This window comes from Oceanimonas doudoroffii (assembly GCF_002242685.1).
GTDB lineage: Bacteria > Pseudomonadota > Gammaproteobacteria > Enterobacterales > Aeromonadaceae > Oceanimonas > Oceanimonas doudoroffii.
In genome coordinates, this window is sequence record NZ_NBIM01000004.1 from 149,861 (window position 1) to 163,457 (window position 13,597).

The 13,597-nt window shown below is 61.2% G+C and carries 15 protein-coding genes; 6 read left to right on the plus strand and 9 right to left on the minus strand.

The window, feature by feature from the left end:
- The first annotated feature begins 59 nt into the window (after positions 1–59).
- Positions 60–656, plus strand: a complete 597-nt coding sequence (rsmD, locus tag B6S08_RS12920; protein ID WP_094201221.1) for a 16S rRNA (guanine(966)-N(2))-methyltransferase RsmD — start codon at positions 60–62, stop codon at positions 654–656.
- Positions 656–940: a DUF1145 domain-containing protein gene (locus B6S08_RS12925; RefSeq protein WP_094201222.1), complete on the plus strand. Its 285-nt coding sequence runs from the start codon at positions 656–658 to the stop codon at positions 938–940. Before rsmD ends, B6S08_RS12925 begins: the two co-directional genes overlap by 1 nt.
- 1 nt (position 941) lies before the next feature.
- On the opposite strand, the gene B6S08_RS12930 is transcribed toward B6S08_RS12925, so the two are convergent.
- Entirely contained in the window at positions 942–1,262 is a 321-nt protein-coding gene (locus B6S08_RS12930) for a putative signal transducing protein (protein ID WP_094201223.1), read from the minus strand.
- Positions 1,263–1,847: 585 nt separating this feature from the next.
- Here B6S08_RS12930 and B6S08_RS12935 point away from each other — a divergent pair.
- Positions 1,848–2,705, plus strand: coding sequence for a sulfurtransferase (locus B6S08_RS12935; protein WP_094201224.1), 858 nt, complete (start codon positions 1,848–1,850; stop codon positions 2,703–2,705).
- Positions 2,706–2,753: 48 nt separating this feature from the next.
- Here the strand turns inward: B6S08_RS12935 and B6S08_RS12940 are convergent, their stop codons facing one another.
- Positions 2,754–3,131 (minus strand): YijD family membrane protein, encoded by a 378-nt coding sequence (locus B6S08_RS12940; protein ID WP_094201225.1) that lies wholly within the window; start codon positions 3,129–3,131, stop codon positions 2,754–2,756.
- A gap of 23 nt (positions 3,132–3,154) precedes the next feature.
- Complete coding sequence (fabR, locus tag B6S08_RS12945; protein ID WP_094201226.1) at positions 3,155–3,766, minus strand: HTH-type transcriptional repressor FabR; 612 nt, start codon at positions 3,764–3,766, stop codon at positions 3,155–3,157.
- A gap of 307 nt (positions 3,767–4,073) precedes the next feature.
- Here fabR and B6S08_RS12950 point away from each other — a divergent pair, with 307 nt between their 5' ends.
- Positions 4,074–5,420 carry a sodium-dependent transporter gene (locus B6S08_RS12950; RefSeq protein ID WP_094201227.1) on the plus strand — a complete coding sequence of 449 codons (1,347 nt, stop codon included), beginning with the start codon at positions 4,074–4,076 and terminating at the stop codon, positions 5,418–5,420.
- A 485-nt stretch (positions 5,421–5,905) separates the two neighbouring features.
- Here the strand turns inward: B6S08_RS12950 and B6S08_RS12955 are convergent, their stop codons facing one another.
- The 4 genes from B6S08_RS12955 to B6S08_RS12970 form a co-directional block, all read right to left on the minus strand.
- A complete protein-coding gene (locus B6S08_RS12955) occupies positions 5,906–8,059 on the minus strand; it encodes a S9 family peptidase (RefSeq protein WP_245849861.1) in 2,154 nt (717 codons plus the stop codon).
- A 175-nt stretch (positions 8,060–8,234) separates the two neighbouring features.
- The gene (locus B6S08_RS12960; protein ID WP_240919616.1) at positions 8,235–8,549 is read right to left on the minus strand and encodes a YdbL family probable chaperone protein; all 315 of its coding nucleotides are present in this window, start codon (positions 8,547–8,549) and stop codon (positions 8,235–8,237) included.
- A 10-nt stretch (positions 8,550–8,559) separates the two neighbouring features.
- Entirely contained in the window at positions 8,560–8,742 is a 183-nt protein-coding gene (locus B6S08_RS12965; protein ID WP_094201229.1) for a YnbE family lipoprotein, read from the minus strand.
- A complete protein-coding gene (locus B6S08_RS12970; protein ID WP_245849862.1) occupies positions 8,739–10,526 on the minus strand; it encodes an intermembrane phospholipid transport protein YdbH family protein in 1,788 nt (595 codons plus the stop codon). Before B6S08_RS12970 ends, B6S08_RS12965 begins: the two co-directional genes overlap by 4 nt.
- Before the next feature lie 68 nt (positions 10,527–10,594).
- Between B6S08_RS12970 and B6S08_RS12975 the strand changes: the two genes are divergently transcribed.
- Positions 10,595–10,951 carry a DUF2500 domain-containing protein gene (locus tag B6S08_RS12975; protein ID WP_094201230.1) on the plus strand — a complete coding sequence of 119 codons (357 nt, stop codon included), beginning with the start codon at positions 10,595–10,597 and terminating at the stop codon, positions 10,949–10,951.
- On the opposite strand, the gene B6S08_RS12980 is transcribed toward B6S08_RS12975, so the two are convergent.
- On the minus strand, positions 10,932–11,363 hold the full coding sequence (locus tag B6S08_RS12980; protein ID WP_370462286.1) for a DUF411 domain-containing protein: 432 nt from the start codon (positions 11,361–11,363) through the stop codon (positions 10,932–10,934). The two genes, B6S08_RS12975 and B6S08_RS12980, sit on opposite strands and share 20 nt — an antisense overlap.
- Positions 11,364–11,505: 142 nt before the next feature.
- Between B6S08_RS12980 and B6S08_RS12985 the strand changes: the two genes are divergently transcribed.
- Positions 11,506–11,895, plus strand: coding sequence for a SirB2 family protein (locus tag B6S08_RS12985; protein ID WP_094201231.1), 390 nt, complete (start codon positions 11,506–11,508; stop codon positions 11,893–11,895).
- A 22-nt stretch (positions 11,896–11,917) separates the two neighbouring features.
- Here the strand turns inward: B6S08_RS12985 and B6S08_RS12990 are convergent, their stop codons facing one another.
- Positions 11,918–13,468, minus strand: coding sequence for a M14 family zinc carboxypeptidase (locus B6S08_RS12990; RefSeq protein ID WP_245849863.1), 1,551 nt, complete (start codon positions 13,466–13,468; stop codon positions 11,918–11,920).
- Positions 13,469–13,597: the final 129 nt, after the last annotated feature.

Here is a 13,597-nt window from a genome sequence, read left to right on the forward strand (position 1 = left end):
CCTTAATGGGGCACAAAACCGCCTTATACTAGCACTTTATTGAAAGACGGCGAAACGAGATGGCAAAAGCAAAACCGGCAAAAAAAACCGCTGCGGCCAGCGGCCAGATTCGGCTTATCGGCGGCCAGTGGCGCGGGCGAAAATTGCCGGTATTACACAGTGAAGGACTCAGACCGACCACGGACAGGGTCAAGGAAACCCTGTTCAACTGGCTGATGTTTGATATTCGCGATCGGCGTTGCCTGGATCTGTTTGCCGGCAGCGGCAGCCTGGGCTTTGAGGCCCTGTCCCGTTACGCCGCCGAGGTGGTGATGGTGGAAAAAGACGCCGCCGTAGCCGGCCAGCTGAAACGCAACCTGGCTACCCTGCCGGCGGCACCGGGCGCTGTGGTACAGGCCGATGCCGTGCAATTTTTGCAACAGCCGGCAACGCCCTTTGATGTGGTGTTTCTCGATCCGCCCTTTCATCAGGAACTTCTGCCCAAAGTCTGCGAACGGCTTGAAAACCACGGCTGGCTCGCCGATGACGCCCTTGTCTATATCGAACGGGAGCAGGGTCTGGCATTGCCCACCCTGCCCACCAACTGGAGCCTGCTGAAAGACAAGCAGGCCGGCCAGGTCAGTTATCAACTCTACCAAAGGGAGCAAGTGAAATAATGAAGGTACTCAACCTGCTGATGCGGCTGGTAATGCTGGTGTTCTGGGCCGGTATTATTTACGCCCTGGTCGGCCCCGGTTTTGAAGAAGCCGGCTCCATGCCGCTGATCCTCGGCGCCGTGGTGCTGGTCATGCATGTATTGCAAATGCTGATGTTGAAACAGGTTGCCAGCCTGCTGAATCCCGGCGCCGGCGATTACCTGGAGGTGCTGGTGTTCGGCTCCTTTGCCATGCACCGCCACCGTGCCCGCCTGAAAGCACTGAGCGAACAGCAAAAGCGCTGAGTTATTGCTCCGGGCCTTCGGGTCCGGAACCACACCGCCAGCAGATCTCAAAACTGGCGTCGTTTTCCTCGCCGCAGCTCCCGCAATGCCAGGTCCCCTGGCTCTTTCGCTGATAATCCTGCAAGAACGTTCGCGCCCGCTGCCAGTCTTTTTCCTGCACCAGCAGGGTGACCTGGGCCACGTCCATGGGCAGCTCACCGAGCGCCCCCGCCAGGGCCTCTCCCTGAAGCTTTACCGCCATGCCACGGCTTTCCAATGCCCCCTTGAGGGTATGTGCCTCCAGGCTATGAGCCGCCTGATATACCGGTATCCAGTCGTTCATTCATTCCCTTCCGAACAGGCAATAGAAAAAGGGGGTGACATCATGTCACCCCCTTTTGGGTTGTCGTATGGTTAATCCTTAAACCAAGTTGCTCCCTGCAATCCCTGACAATACCTTTTCCTTAAGGTGATCCTCTTACCGTTCCGTCGGCGTGTCCTTTTGGTCATCCTGACCGCAGTTCATCCTGAGCTGCTAGACTGTCTCCGTCCTGGGAGGTGTCCCTTACCGCATCCTGCGGGGTTCCTTTCGCCTTTCCTGGCAGCCGGTCCATCCTGACCAACTTCCTTGCTCCTTGCCCTTCTAACTATAGGGAACTTTCATTTTGCCTCAAGCAGCCACACCGCCGAAAAAAGCCCGGTGTCACCATCGACAATATGAAAAACAAATACAACATACTGTTTATAAAAACAAAATTAAAAACACCCTGGCCTTGGTCCGCAAACGAAAACGCCTTTTCCCACAATCAAAGTGAGAGATCTCGCACACGAGGCCAGGGCATTATCGTTACGCGTTGGGCAGGTAACAAAACGGTGGCGCCCCCGTTGCGGCTTCCTTAGGATTAACTTGTCTATTAAGGGAGGTTTTATGAACAAACTGGAATTACCGTCGGCACTGGTGGAACCACAATGGCTGACCCGGCATTTGAATCACCCCGACCTGGTGGTGCTGGATGCCAGCTGGCACATGCCCGCCAGCGGCCGTAATGGCGTTGAGGAATGGCAACAGCGGCGCATTCCCGGCGCCCGCTTCTTTGATTTCGACGGCCGTATCAAGGATCAGCATGCCAGCCTGCCTCATATGCTGCCCGACGAGACCTTGTTCTCGGCCGAGGTCTCGGCCCTGGGCATCGGCAACCATCAGGCCATAGTGATCTACGACAGCCTGGGTATCTTTGCCTCCCCCCGGGCCTGGTGGATGTTTCGCGCCATGGGCCATGACAGGGTAGCCGTACTCAACGGTGGCCTGCCCGCCTGGCAAAGTGAGGGACTGCCCCTGGAACAGGAAACGCCCGCCGCCATTGAACCCGGCCACTTCACCGCCCGGCGCCAGCCTCAATGGATTGCCGATGCCTCCGACGTGGAGCGGGCGTTGCAGGACAACGGCAGCCGAGTGCTGGACGCCCGCAGCCGCGAGCGTTTCAGCGGTGCCGCCGCCGACCCCCGCCCCGGCGTACGCCCCGGCCATATGCCCGGCGCCGCTTGCCTGCCCTTTAACGAGCTGCTTGAACAGGGCCGCCTGCTGCCGGCCGACCGGCTGGCCGACACCTTCTCGCCGCTGGTAAAAGCCGAGCAAAGGCTGGTGTGCAGCTGCGGCTCCGGCGTGACCGCTGCCATTCTGGCCCTGGGGGCCGAGCTGGCCGGTTACGACCAGATCGCCGTGTATGACGGCTCCTGGGCCGAATGGGGGGGCTCGGCCCACCTGCCGGTGGAGCAGGACGCCTGAAACAAAAAACCCGCCAAAATGGCGGGTTTTTACGCTTGAGCGCGAAGCTTACTTTTCGGCTTCGGCCTTGGGGGCCGGACGCTCGGCCACACCCAGCTTGATCGCCAGCCAGATCACCAGTACCAGGGTGATCATCACCGACAGGTAGTTGGTGCCCATTTCCGGGAACTGGGTACGCAGAAAGGCAGAGTAACCAAACACGCCGATCAGAAAGCTCAACAGGGCACACACCGGGGTGTCGCCTTCCATGGGAACGCTCAGATATTCCTGATACAGCATATGCGCAGCCAGCACCAGCGAGATAATGGGGAAAATGGAAAACGCCAGCTCACTCACGCTCAGGGTAGCCAGGGTGGCATTGCCACACAGGCCCACAAGCAGCGCCAGCAATATGGGTTTACGGCGAATGTTCTTGTTTCCAGACATAGTGATCCTTCCTGATTTAAGGCCTATAGCCGTTTTGCCTTGTTGTATGCATCTGCGCCCTTGGCGATCATGCGCAGTTGCAGAATCATGCGTTCCGCCAGCACGGCACGCTCCTGTTCGTTCATGTCCAGCGCATCGGCGCCGGCACTGAACACTATGGTGACCATGGCCTGAGCCTGGGCCTCGGCATAGCCACGGCTGGTTTTCTGCTTTTCTTCCAGGTAGTCGGTCAATTCGGCGGTGAAATGCTGAATTTCCCGCGCCACCGCCTGCCGAAAAGCCGCCGAGGTGCCCGACCGTTCCCGCAACAACAGCCGGAACACATCGGGGCTGCCGTCGATAAATTCCATAAAGGTCTTTACCGAAATCTGAATCACGCTGCCGCCATCGGCAATGCGCTGGCGCGCCTGACGCATGAGCTGACGCAGGGTCAGTCCGCCTTCATCCACCAGGGTCAGACCCAGCTCCTCCATGTCCTTGAAATGACGATAAAAGGAGGTGGGCGCCAGCCCGGCTTCCCGGGCCACTTCCCGCAGGCTCAGGCTGGAAAAACTGCGCTCGGCACTCAACTGGCGAAAGGCAGCGTCAATCAGAGACCGTCGGGTCTTCTCTTTCTGTTCTGCGCGAACGCCCACGGCACACCATGCTTAAAACGTTAATGACGGAATCATACCCTGTTGCGCCGAAGCGGTCAGCCCCGATGGGGCAATTTGTGATTGGCCGCATTCGGACGTCCGTTTTCGCCACCGCGGCCGACCGGCAACTGCCCCGTTGCATGGCCGTTTGAGCCCTATCTTTTACCCTTGAACGGGCCCTTACCCCTATCGCCTTCTGAACATTCCGGTTTTCTTTGACAAAAACTCTGCAAAATTCCATAGTCTTCGCCATTTTATATCGAAGCAAACTGTACATTAATATTTACAGCATCAGGAGCAAGCGAACGTGAACGCAAGGGCGCAATTCAGCAGCAAGCTGGGATTCGTGATGGCCGCCGCCGGCTCGGCCATCGGCGTGGGCAATATCTGGGGCTTTCCCACTCAGGCGGCCAGCAACGGCGGCGGTGCCTTTCTGCTGATGTATCTGCTGATGATACTGCTGCTGGGCTACCCCATGCTGGTGGCCGAAATCACCATAGGCCGTCACGGCCAGGCCGGCCCTTTTCACGCCCTGCAAAAGCTTACCAAGGGCCCCGGCCGGGCCATTGCCGGCCTGGTAGGGCTGGCGGCGGTACTCACCGTCAGCCTGATCTTCACCTTTTACGCCATTGTCTCGGGCTGGTTTATCGCCTACGCCCTGGAGCCGGTCGCCGGCCTGCTGGGACAGGATGCCGCCGCCACCTGGCTCACCGGCTTTTCCACCGCTCGCAACCTGGTGTTTACCCTGGCCTTCGCCCTGCTCAGCCTTTATGTCGTGAGCCGAGGGCTGGAGCAGGGTATTGAAAAGTGGTCGAGCCGGCTGATGCCACTGCTGCTGCTGATGCTGGTGCTGCTCACCGGCTATATGCTGACCCAGCCCGGGGCCGGCGAGGGCCTACGTGCCTATCTGGTGCCCGACTTCTCTCGCGTGCTGAACCGAGACGTGCTGATCGGCGCCCTGGGCCAGAGCTTCTTCTCCCTGTCGCTGGGGGCGGCGGTGATGATGCTGTACGGCTCCTACCTCAGCCGTCAGTCCAGCATTCCGGCACTGGCGGCCCAGGTGACCCTGCTCGACACCAGCGTGGCCTTCCTTGCCGGCCTGCTGATTTTGCCGGCCATGTATGTGGCCCAGCACAACGGCGTGGCCATTTTCGCCGAAGACGGCAGCCTGCTGAGCTCCGACACCCTGGTGTTCTCGGTGCTGCCGGCACTGTTCGAAACCATGGGCCAGGCCCAGTACCTGATCGCCTTTGCCTTTTTCGTACTGATGATAGTGGCGGCGCTGACCTCTTCCATCTCCATGCTGGAAGCGCCGGTGTCGCTGGCCATTGAGAGCACCGGCCTGTCACGACTCAAGGCCACCTGGCTGATGACCGCCCTGTGCACCCTGGTAAGCGTGATCATCGTGTTCAACTTCGGCAGCCTGTTTGGCCTGGTGATCACCCTGACCACCCAGTACGCCCAACCCCTGGTAAGCCTGTGCATCACCATTTACGCCGGCTGGGTGTGGCAGCGCAACAAGGTGCTGGCCGAACTCAAGTCCGGCTGCCCCGATGTGGAGCAGGGCCTGTTCTGGAAAATCTGGCCCTGGTACGTGCGCTTTGTGTGCCCGGTGCTGGTGCTGGTGGTGATCATTCAGTCCATCGGCGGCTGAACGCCCTGCACTCCCCAAACACAAAAGGGCCGCAATGCGGCCCTTTTGTGTTGTTGACTGATAATTCGGTGCAAATACGAAGCACCAGCAGGGTTACCCCCACCGACACGCTTCAAGCCCCTCCCCGGGACGCTCGGCAAATGTATCTGACCGCCATGGATGGCGGGAATGCCGAAAATGCAGGAGCAATCATTCGGCCATGGCATTTGACGGTCGGTTACGGCAATCCCTGCTGTTGCTCCGCTTAATATAAGCGCCGCATGTTAAACAGCGTCTGGCAACTCGGTGCCGAACAAGGAGGACAAAGGGTATCTGCTTTGCCGCACTCTCTGCGCCAAGGATGGCGCAGTGAAGCCTACATGGATGTATTCACGGCGTGTCGGCAAAGTAGTGCGCTTTGGCCGACGGTATTGCACGGCCAAACCGTGTACTAAAAAGCAAAAGGGCCGCTATGCGGCCCTTTGTGTTTTTCTCTTGCAGGTAAATCAGCGCGTGACTTCGTCGTCCGGGGCATGTAGGCCGGCGGCCAGGTGACTGCCCTGCTCTTCATCGGCCAGCGCCAGCAGAAAGGCGTATTCCCGGGCCAGCTCGTGATAAGACTCAAAGCGGCCGGACTTGCCGCCGTGACCGCTGTCCATGTCGCAGTGCAGCAACAGCAGGTTGTCGTCGGTCTTCATCTCGCGCAGCTTGGCCACCCATTTGGCCGGCTCCCAGTACTGCACCTGGGAGTCGTGCAGGCCGGTGGTCACCAGCATGTTGGGATAGGCCTGAGGCTGCACCTGATCGTAAGGGCTGTACGACTTCATGTAGTGGTAATAGTCGGCGTCGTTGGGGTTGCCCCACTCGCCGTATTCGCCGGTAGTGAGCGGAATCGACTCATCCAGCATGGTGGTAACCACGTCCACAAAAGGCACCGCCGCCACCACGCCCTTGTACAGCTCGGGAGCCATGTTAACCACGGCGCCCACCAGCAGGCCACCGGCGCTGCCGCCCGAGGCAAACACCCTGTCCTTGTCGCCATAACCCTGTTGCACCAGGGATTGGGTCACATCAATAAAGTCGTGAAAGGTGTTCTGCTTGCTCATCAGCCGGCCCTGATCGTACCAGTCCCGGCCCAGCTCCTCGCCGCCACGTACATGGGCAATGGCATAGACAAAGCCCCGGTCGAGCAGGCTCAGACGCGCGCTGCTGAAGTCCGGATCCATGCTGGCGCCGTAGGAGCCGTAGGCATACACCAGCAGCGGGTTGCTGCCGTTGTGCTGAAACTTGTCGGCCCGGTACACCAGCGACACCGGCACTTTGGCGCCGTCCCGGGCGGTCACCCAGACCCGTTCGCTGCGGTAGTCGTCGGCATTGAAATGCTCACCCACATACTGCTGCTTGAGCTCGCGCCGCTCCTGGGTATCCATGTTCACTTCATAGATGGTGACCGGTCGGGTCATGGAGGAATAGCCGTAGCGCAGCCAAGGGGTGTCGGCCTCGGGGTTGGTACCCATCCAGCTCACATAGGCCGGATCGTCAAACTGGATCTGGCGCTCGCTGCCGTCGTTGCGGTTGATCTGACGCAGGTGCAGCAGGCCTTCGCGGCGCTCTTCCAGCACCAACCAGTCGCGAAACAGGGCATAGCCTTCCAGCAGCACGTCATCCCGGGCGGGAATGACCGGCTGCCACTGCTCGGGGGCAGTGGCCTCGTCGGTCACATAGAGGCCAAAGTTGGCACCGTCCTTGTTGGAACGTACGTAAAGCCGCCCCTGATAATGCTCCAGATCGTATTCATGGCCGTGCTGGCGGGCCATAAACAGCTCGGGCTCGGCGTCGGGCTGGTCGGCAGGGATCATGCGCACTTCGCTGGCGTCGGTATTCCAGGCGCCGATGAAAATCACCTCGCCGGAGCGGCTCTTGTAAAGGCTGGTGTAGAAGCTGCTGTCCGCTTCTTCGTGCACCAGCACGTCTTCACTCTGCGCAGTGCCAAGCCGGTGGCGGTACACCTGAAACGGCAACAGGGTACTGTCGTCCTGTTTCACGTAAAACAGGGTTTTGCCGTCTTTGGCCCACACCAGGTTGCCGGAGGTGTTTTCCAGCACTTCGGGGTAAAGTTCACCGGTTTCCAGCGACTTGAAGCGGATCTGATACTGGCGCCGGGACAAAAAGTCTTCCGAAAACGCCAGGGTTTGCTGATCCGGGCTGACCGCCATCTGGCCCTGGCCGTAATAGGCCTGGCCTTCGGCCCGCTGGTTGCCGTCGAGCAACACTTCCACTCGCTCCGGGTTGCTCTCGGGGTAACGCTCGGCAATGCCGTACTCCTGGCCTTGCTGATAACGGGTGCGGTACCACCAGCCCTGCTTCAGGTAAGGCACGCTGTTGTCGTCCTGGCGAATACGCGCCACCATTTCCTGAAACAGTTTTTCCTGCAGCTCATCCAGCGGCGTGAGCACTTGCTCACTGTACTGATTTTCCTGCTCCAGATAGGCAATCACTTCGGGATCATCACGCTCGTCGTCGCGCATCCAGTGATAGTTGTCCACGCGCACGTCGTCGTGGTTGCTGAGCAGGTGGGGAATTTTTTTGGCGACTGGCGGTTTCACTTCCACGTCGGTTCCTTTGGCATAGGGTTTGGCACACGCCACCCATGCTAACATCAGGCAAAGCCTTACCCTATTACGCACACGTCACTCCTTTTCGGTCCGCACAAAAAACGACCAAATCATATCTACAGAATACGCCGCCAGCCAGAAAAACCGGTGAAAAATGCCAAATAAAACGGAAAGGAAATTCAAATGAAGCCGCGTTATGCGGCTTTTTCAGGGGAAGTGATCACTTACGTTGCCAGCGACCATCGGCCAGCTGCACATACTGGCCGCTGGGGGTACGCTCAATATTGAGCTGGCCGGCGCGGGCCTGCACCACCGCCAGGCTGGTGCCGGTCTTGCGGGCGATGTCCCGGTAGCTTTCCAGCCGCTTGCGGTTAATGTCGCTGGCAACGGCGTTAACCTGGCCGCCGCCCTGCACCACGCCCACCAGGCCGTTGAGTTGTTCACCGATAAGTCCCTGCCGTTTGGCCTGCTGCAGATCCAGCGCCCAGGCCGACAGGCTCAGGGTTGCCGCCAAAATCATAGCCAACCATCGCATATCAACCTCCTCAGAACAGCTCCTGCTCTTGCTCAAACAGTTTTTCCAGCTCCCGGTCCACCCGCACGCGAATCTCGTGATCCACCTTGACGTTCAGGTTTACCGTGATCGGCTTGTCGGGTACCACGACCTCCACCCTGGGAGTGCAGGCCGCCAGCCACAGGCTCCAGAACACCAGGATTGCTACTCTCATTCGTTGCTTCCCCCTTGCAGCCCGGCCGGCAGCCGCTCGCTCAGTTGCTCGGCAAAACGCAGGCTCGTCAGCAACTGTAACAGGTTTTCCTCGTGCCGGTAATTGAAGTTGACCGGGTGCAGGCGCTCGCCCACCGGCGCCTGGCCCCGCAACCGGCTCACGATAACCGCATCCCCCTTCGGGGTCATGGCCAGTTCGGCCTCCAGCCGGTGGTAACGCAAATCCTTTAGCATACCCAGGGTCAGGGCGAGGGACAGGTTGTCCTCGGCGGCACCAAGCAGGGTGTCGGCGGCCTGGTAGGACACCCAGCCGTCATCGCCCCACAACCGGCCATTCTCCACGCTGAAACGGCCGTCAAACACAAAGGGCAGCCGGCCATGCAGGTCGCCGTCGCCGGTCAGTCCCGGCAACGCCGCCAGGCTCAGCAACTGCGCCAGGGAGATGTCCTGCAAATGCAGCTCACCCCGGGAGTGTGCTCCCAGTTTCATCGGAGACAACGCCAGCCGCCCGTCCAATACACGCCCGGTGAGTCCCGCCAGCCAGAACGCATTGTTGCGCCAGTCCAGGGCGGCGTGAATATTCGTGACCGGCACCCCGGTGTTGAGCTCACCGATGGTCAGGCCACTGCCCGGACTCAACACCAACCCCTGGCGCCGCCACCCCAGACCCAGTTGTCCGGTCACGCCCTGCGCCCGCACCTCGCCCAGCCCCAGATCACCGTCACTCAGGGCCAGATCCAGGGTCACCGGCCGAGTGGCATCCAGCAGGTTGCCGGCCCGGCCCGACAACGTCAGTTCACCGCCGCTGACTGTGGCCACCGGCAGGTTCAGCCAGCCCTGCAGCCAGCCGGTCACCGCCGCCAGCGGCAGTGACTGTTCGGGCAACTGCAGGGCCAGGCCGCCCTGACGCCGCCAGTAACCGCTTACTTTCACTTGCGGGTTCAGCCGCAAGGTCAGCTCACCTTGTTGATGATCGGTCAGGCTCAGCTCCAGCCGGCCACCGGGAAGGCCTTGCTGCTGCCAACGGCCGTCTCGCCAGCTCAGGGTCCAGTGGCCAACGCCAGTCAGGGGAAGGGCCCGAGTCGGACGCAGGCTCAGGTCGCGCAGCCGCCCTTGAGGCCAGGACAGCTTCGACAGGCTCAGGCGGGAAGCGGGCTGCCAGTACCAGCCCTGCTCACCCTGCGCCAGCCGCCCCCGCAGTCGCAGTTGGCCCGCGAACGGCGCCGGCAGCGCCGTGCTCGCGTTCAGTTGCAGGTCCTGCCCGGGCTTCCACTCGCCTTCCATGGCCACCAGCCCGGTCAGGGCCGGCAACAGCAGCGAACCCGGCAGGGTGCCCCGCCAGCGCCAGCCGCCATCCCGGGGCGTCAGCAACAGGGTCAGCTCACCGCCGCCGGTCTGCCAGTCAATGTGCATGCCGGCCTCATCGCGGCGCAACCGGGCTGGCCCGGTCAGCTCGCCCTGAGGCAGGTACAGCACCAGACGTTCAATGGCAAAATCGACCGGCGGCAGGGTCAGCAGCAACGACAGGGCATCCCGCTCCCCTTCCGTGCCCTGATTACCACTGCGGGAACAGGTGAGATCCAGACTGAGCCGCGCCAGCCGGCCGGAAATGCCGCCGTCGCGCCAGTGCAGTTCAAAGCCCTGGGCCCGCTCCCGCGGACAGGCGGGCACATGAGCACGCTCCAGGCGGGCACTCAGCTCCAGCCAGGACGGCAGCACCTGCGCGCCCCCCGACACCGGCCAGAGCAACAGGGCGGCCATCAAGCCGCAAACAATGCCCCTCATGGCAAAAATCCACTTGCGCCGCTTGGCACAGGTTTTAAGCTGAAGCCAGTGACAGGGAGGAAGCCATCATGGACACCTTTGTGCTCTGGGCCATTATCATCATCGCCTTCGTGGTGATTGGCCGGCAGCTGTACCGGCGTTTCTACGACCATATTCAGCCTCAACACAGCCTCAAGGTAGTGATCACCGGCAAACAGATGCGGGAATTCATGGGCCGCACCCGCCAGGAAAACACCGAGATGCCGCCGCCCCGGGTGAATTACTATGTCAGTTTTCGACCCCAGAGTGGCGGCCGGGAGCGGGAGTTTCAGGTTAGCGAGCACCTCTATGAGCGGCTTGAGCCCGACAGCACCGGTACCCTGGTGATCCAGGGCCGGCGCTTTATCGCCTTTGAGCCGGACGACGTTATCCTGGATAACGACTGAATACCGCGGTCTCGCCCTGACGGTCAATGCTCAGCACCTCGTAGGGGGAGCCGGGAATGTCCATGCCCGGCGCACTCTGGGGCATGCCGGGAATGGTCAGGCCATGCACCTCGGGGCGTTGTTGCAGCAGCCGTTTCACATCCGCCGCCGGCACATGGCCCTCGATGACATAGCCACCCACATGGGCGGTATGGCAGGAAGCCAGTTCCTGTTTGACCCCGGCCCGCACCTTGACGGCTCCCATGTGCTCGGTGTCAATGCTGTTGACCTCAAAGCCGGCCTCGCGCATGTGCTCCACCCAGCCTTCGCAGCAACCGCAGGTGGGCGACTTGTACACGGTCACCGGGCCGGTAACTGCCATGACCGGGGTGGCCAGCAGCAGGGTCAGACTCAGCAGGCTGTTTTTCATCATGATTTCTCCTGGTCGCGCAACCATATTGTGCAATCACTCCAGACTACCAAATCACGCCGGCAGCGTCCCGGCCCTTGGTATTCAGGCCGGCGCCAAACGGTTATGCTAGCCGCCCTGATAACAACATAACTCTGGAGTCACCATGTCCTATCTTGCCGTCAAGCACGCGCACATGATGTTCGCCCTTATCAGCATTGTGCTGTTTATGCTGCGGGCCTGGCTGGCCGTGCCGTCCCCGGCTCGGGTCAGCAACAAGCTGCTGAAGATTCTGCCCCATATCGTCGACACCCTGCTGCTGCTGTGCGGCATCTGGCTGGCGGTGCAGATCAATCAGGCGCCCTTTGGCAACAGCCCCTGGCTGACCGCCAAGGTGGTGGGCCTGGTGCTGTATATTGTGGTCGGCACCATCGCCATTAAACGCGGCAAGACCCGGCAGCAACGGCTGGCGGCGGCGCTGGCTTCCATCGCCATCTTTGCCTATATCTACGGCGTCGCCGTGAGTAAGTCACCCCTGTCCTGGCTGGCACTGTAATACCCCGCGCCCGACGTTATCCTTATTTTCTAACGTCGGGCGCCGTGGGCCATACCGGAAACACCGGAAAGTCGCCCGGCGCCAGCCAGCTCCAGCCCGCTTCCTGATACAGGGCGTTGACGGAGCGCGGATCCAGCATCAGCGCCGCCAGCGGCGCCAGGGGCTGATCCATGGGCACCAGCAAATCCCCCGGCCCCAGCCTCACCGATCCGGCTTGAGAAGCCACCTGTACCCGCCACTTTTCACGCACACCGGTTCGGCGTTCGATGGGGGGCAGCAACGCCTCGATGAGCAGGCGCTCGGCACGCACCACTTGCGGCGCACTCAGGGTGCTGAAACGAATATGGTGATGATGCAGCCAGCGCGCCATGCGCTCCCGCTCCCGGGTCACCGCATAGGCCGGCGGCAGCGTCACCGGCTCGCCGGCCATGATGCGGTTTTGATTGATAAAGGCATGAAAACGGCGCTCGCCGTCGGTCATCCGTACCAGCGGCAACCACAGCTCAGGCTGTTCGGGGTTGCGTTCAAAGCGCATATCCATCCACAGGGTACGGCCATTCTCGGCCTGCGAGCGCCAGCCGGTGCGCGCCCGACGTGTCAGGGGCACCAGTCGTGAAGCCTCGTCGGCGGTCAGCCGCAACAGGGTCAGCAGGGCCAGGTGCTGCTTGCGCACCCGCTCGGCAATATTGCGCGGCGTGGCATAACTTCCGGCCTTGTGATCCAGCCGGCTTTCGATCAGCACAGATACCCGCCCCTGCAGGGCGGCGTAATTGCGCAGGTTGGTAATGCCCAGTCCGCCCCGGGCCACCCCCTGCCCCAGGCGCGTGATCTCGCCCCGGTAGGGCGCGGCTTCAAGCCCTTCCAGAGTCACCCGCCGTATCAGCGCCGGCAGCAAGTGGTGCTCGGTGTAGTCGCGCAGGGGGTCGTCGATGTTGGGGTTGTTGCCGACTTCGAACTGGGTTTCCACGTCGGTCAGCCAGCCCTGCTCCCGAGTGAGCTGGCGCTTCCAGATGCCGGACTCATGAGAGTCATAAACCAGATCCGGGTCAAAACGGTGCAGGGCATTGACCAGCAAGCGGGTTTCGCCGGCGGCCAGAGCCACATAATCGATATTGGTGTTGTCATCGTTGGCATTGTGGCGGCGGGACAGATCCCGCCCGTCCGGGTTGGCCATGGCCACCAGCACCAGGTTCAGTCGTGCCAGCAGCCCGTCGTGCTCACCGCTCAGCAGCTCCCGGGCCAGCTGCTGCACCGCCTCCGCCCCCGCCGGCTCGTTACCGTGCTGGGCCGCCAGCACCATTACCGTGGCCTTGCCCGGCTCGGGCCGCTGCGCCTGCAAAAAGGCCGGCGACGACGACACCAGCAGGGCGTCAATGGGCCGGCCGCCGGCGGAATCCCCCAGGGGCACCAGTCGAGCCTGTTCATGGCCGTCGGCCAGCGCCACAAGGTACTGACGAATGTCGCGACTGTCGGGCAACACCATAAATTCGCTTTTTTCAAAGGGGGTTGGCGCGACCGGCACGCCCCACACCAGGCTTGCCCACAGCGCCATCAGGACGGTCAGACACCTCATGACGACTCCGTAAAGGCTCAGTTATTTCAGTAAGTTATAGAACCATTCCAAGCGTTTCCACAAGGCCGTCATCACGTCAGAAACAGTCCCGAAAACCCCATGTGTGGAAAAATGGCGACACTCCATCAC

What these genes read in the sequence shown, in the direction of transcription:
- rsmD (WP_094201221.1), top strand. Translation starts at nt 60, where the DNA reads ATGGCAAAAGCAAAACCGGCAAAAAAAACCGCTGCGGCCAGCGGCCAG.
- B6S08_RS12925 (WP_094201222.1), top strand. Translation starts at nt 656, where the DNA reads ATGAAGGTACTCAACCTGCTGATGCGGCTGGTAATGCTGGTGTTCTGG.
- B6S08_RS12930 (WP_094201223.1), bottom strand. Translation starts at nt 1,262, where the DNA reads ATGAACGACTGGATACCGGTATATCAGGCGGCTCATAGCCTGGAGGCA.
- B6S08_RS12935 (WP_094201224.1), top strand. Translation starts at nt 1,848, where the DNA reads ATGAACAAACTGGAATTACCGTCGGCACTGGTGGAACCACAATGGCTG.
- B6S08_RS12940 (WP_094201225.1), bottom strand. Translation starts at nt 3,131, where the DNA reads ATGTCTGGAAACAAGAACATTCGCCGTAAACCCATATTGCTGGCGCTG.
- B6S08_RS12955 (WP_245849861.1), bottom strand. Translation starts at nt 8,059, where the DNA reads ATGTTAGCATGGGTGGCGTGTGCCAAACCCTATGCCAAAGGAACCGAC.
- B6S08_RS12960 (WP_240919616.1), bottom strand. Translation starts at nt 8,549, where the DNA reads ATGCGATGGTTGGCTATGATTTTGGCGGCAACCCTGAGCCTGTCGGCC.
- B6S08_RS12965 (WP_094201229.1), bottom strand. Translation starts at nt 8,742, where the DNA reads ATGAGAGTAGCAATCCTGGTGTTCTGGAGCCTGTGGCTGGCGGCCTGC.
- B6S08_RS12970 (WP_245849862.1), bottom strand. Translation starts at nt 10,526, where the DNA reads ATGAGGGGCATTGTTTGCGGCTTGATGGCCGCCCTGTTGCTCTGGCCG.
- B6S08_RS12975 (WP_094201230.1), top strand. Translation starts at nt 10,595, where the DNA reads ATGGACACCTTTGTGCTCTGGGCCATTATCATCATCGCCTTCGTGGTG.
- B6S08_RS12980 (WP_370462286.1), bottom strand. Translation starts at nt 11,363, where the DNA reads ATGATGAAAAACAGCCTGCTGAGTCTGACCCTGCTGCTGGCCACCCCG.
- B6S08_RS12985 (WP_094201231.1), top strand. Translation starts at nt 11,506, where the DNA reads ATGTCCTATCTTGCCGTCAAGCACGCGCACATGATGTTCGCCCTTATC.
- B6S08_RS12990 (WP_245849863.1), bottom strand. Translation starts at nt 13,468, where the DNA reads ATGAGGTGTCTGACCGTCCTGATGGCGCTGTGGGCAAGCCTGGTGTGG.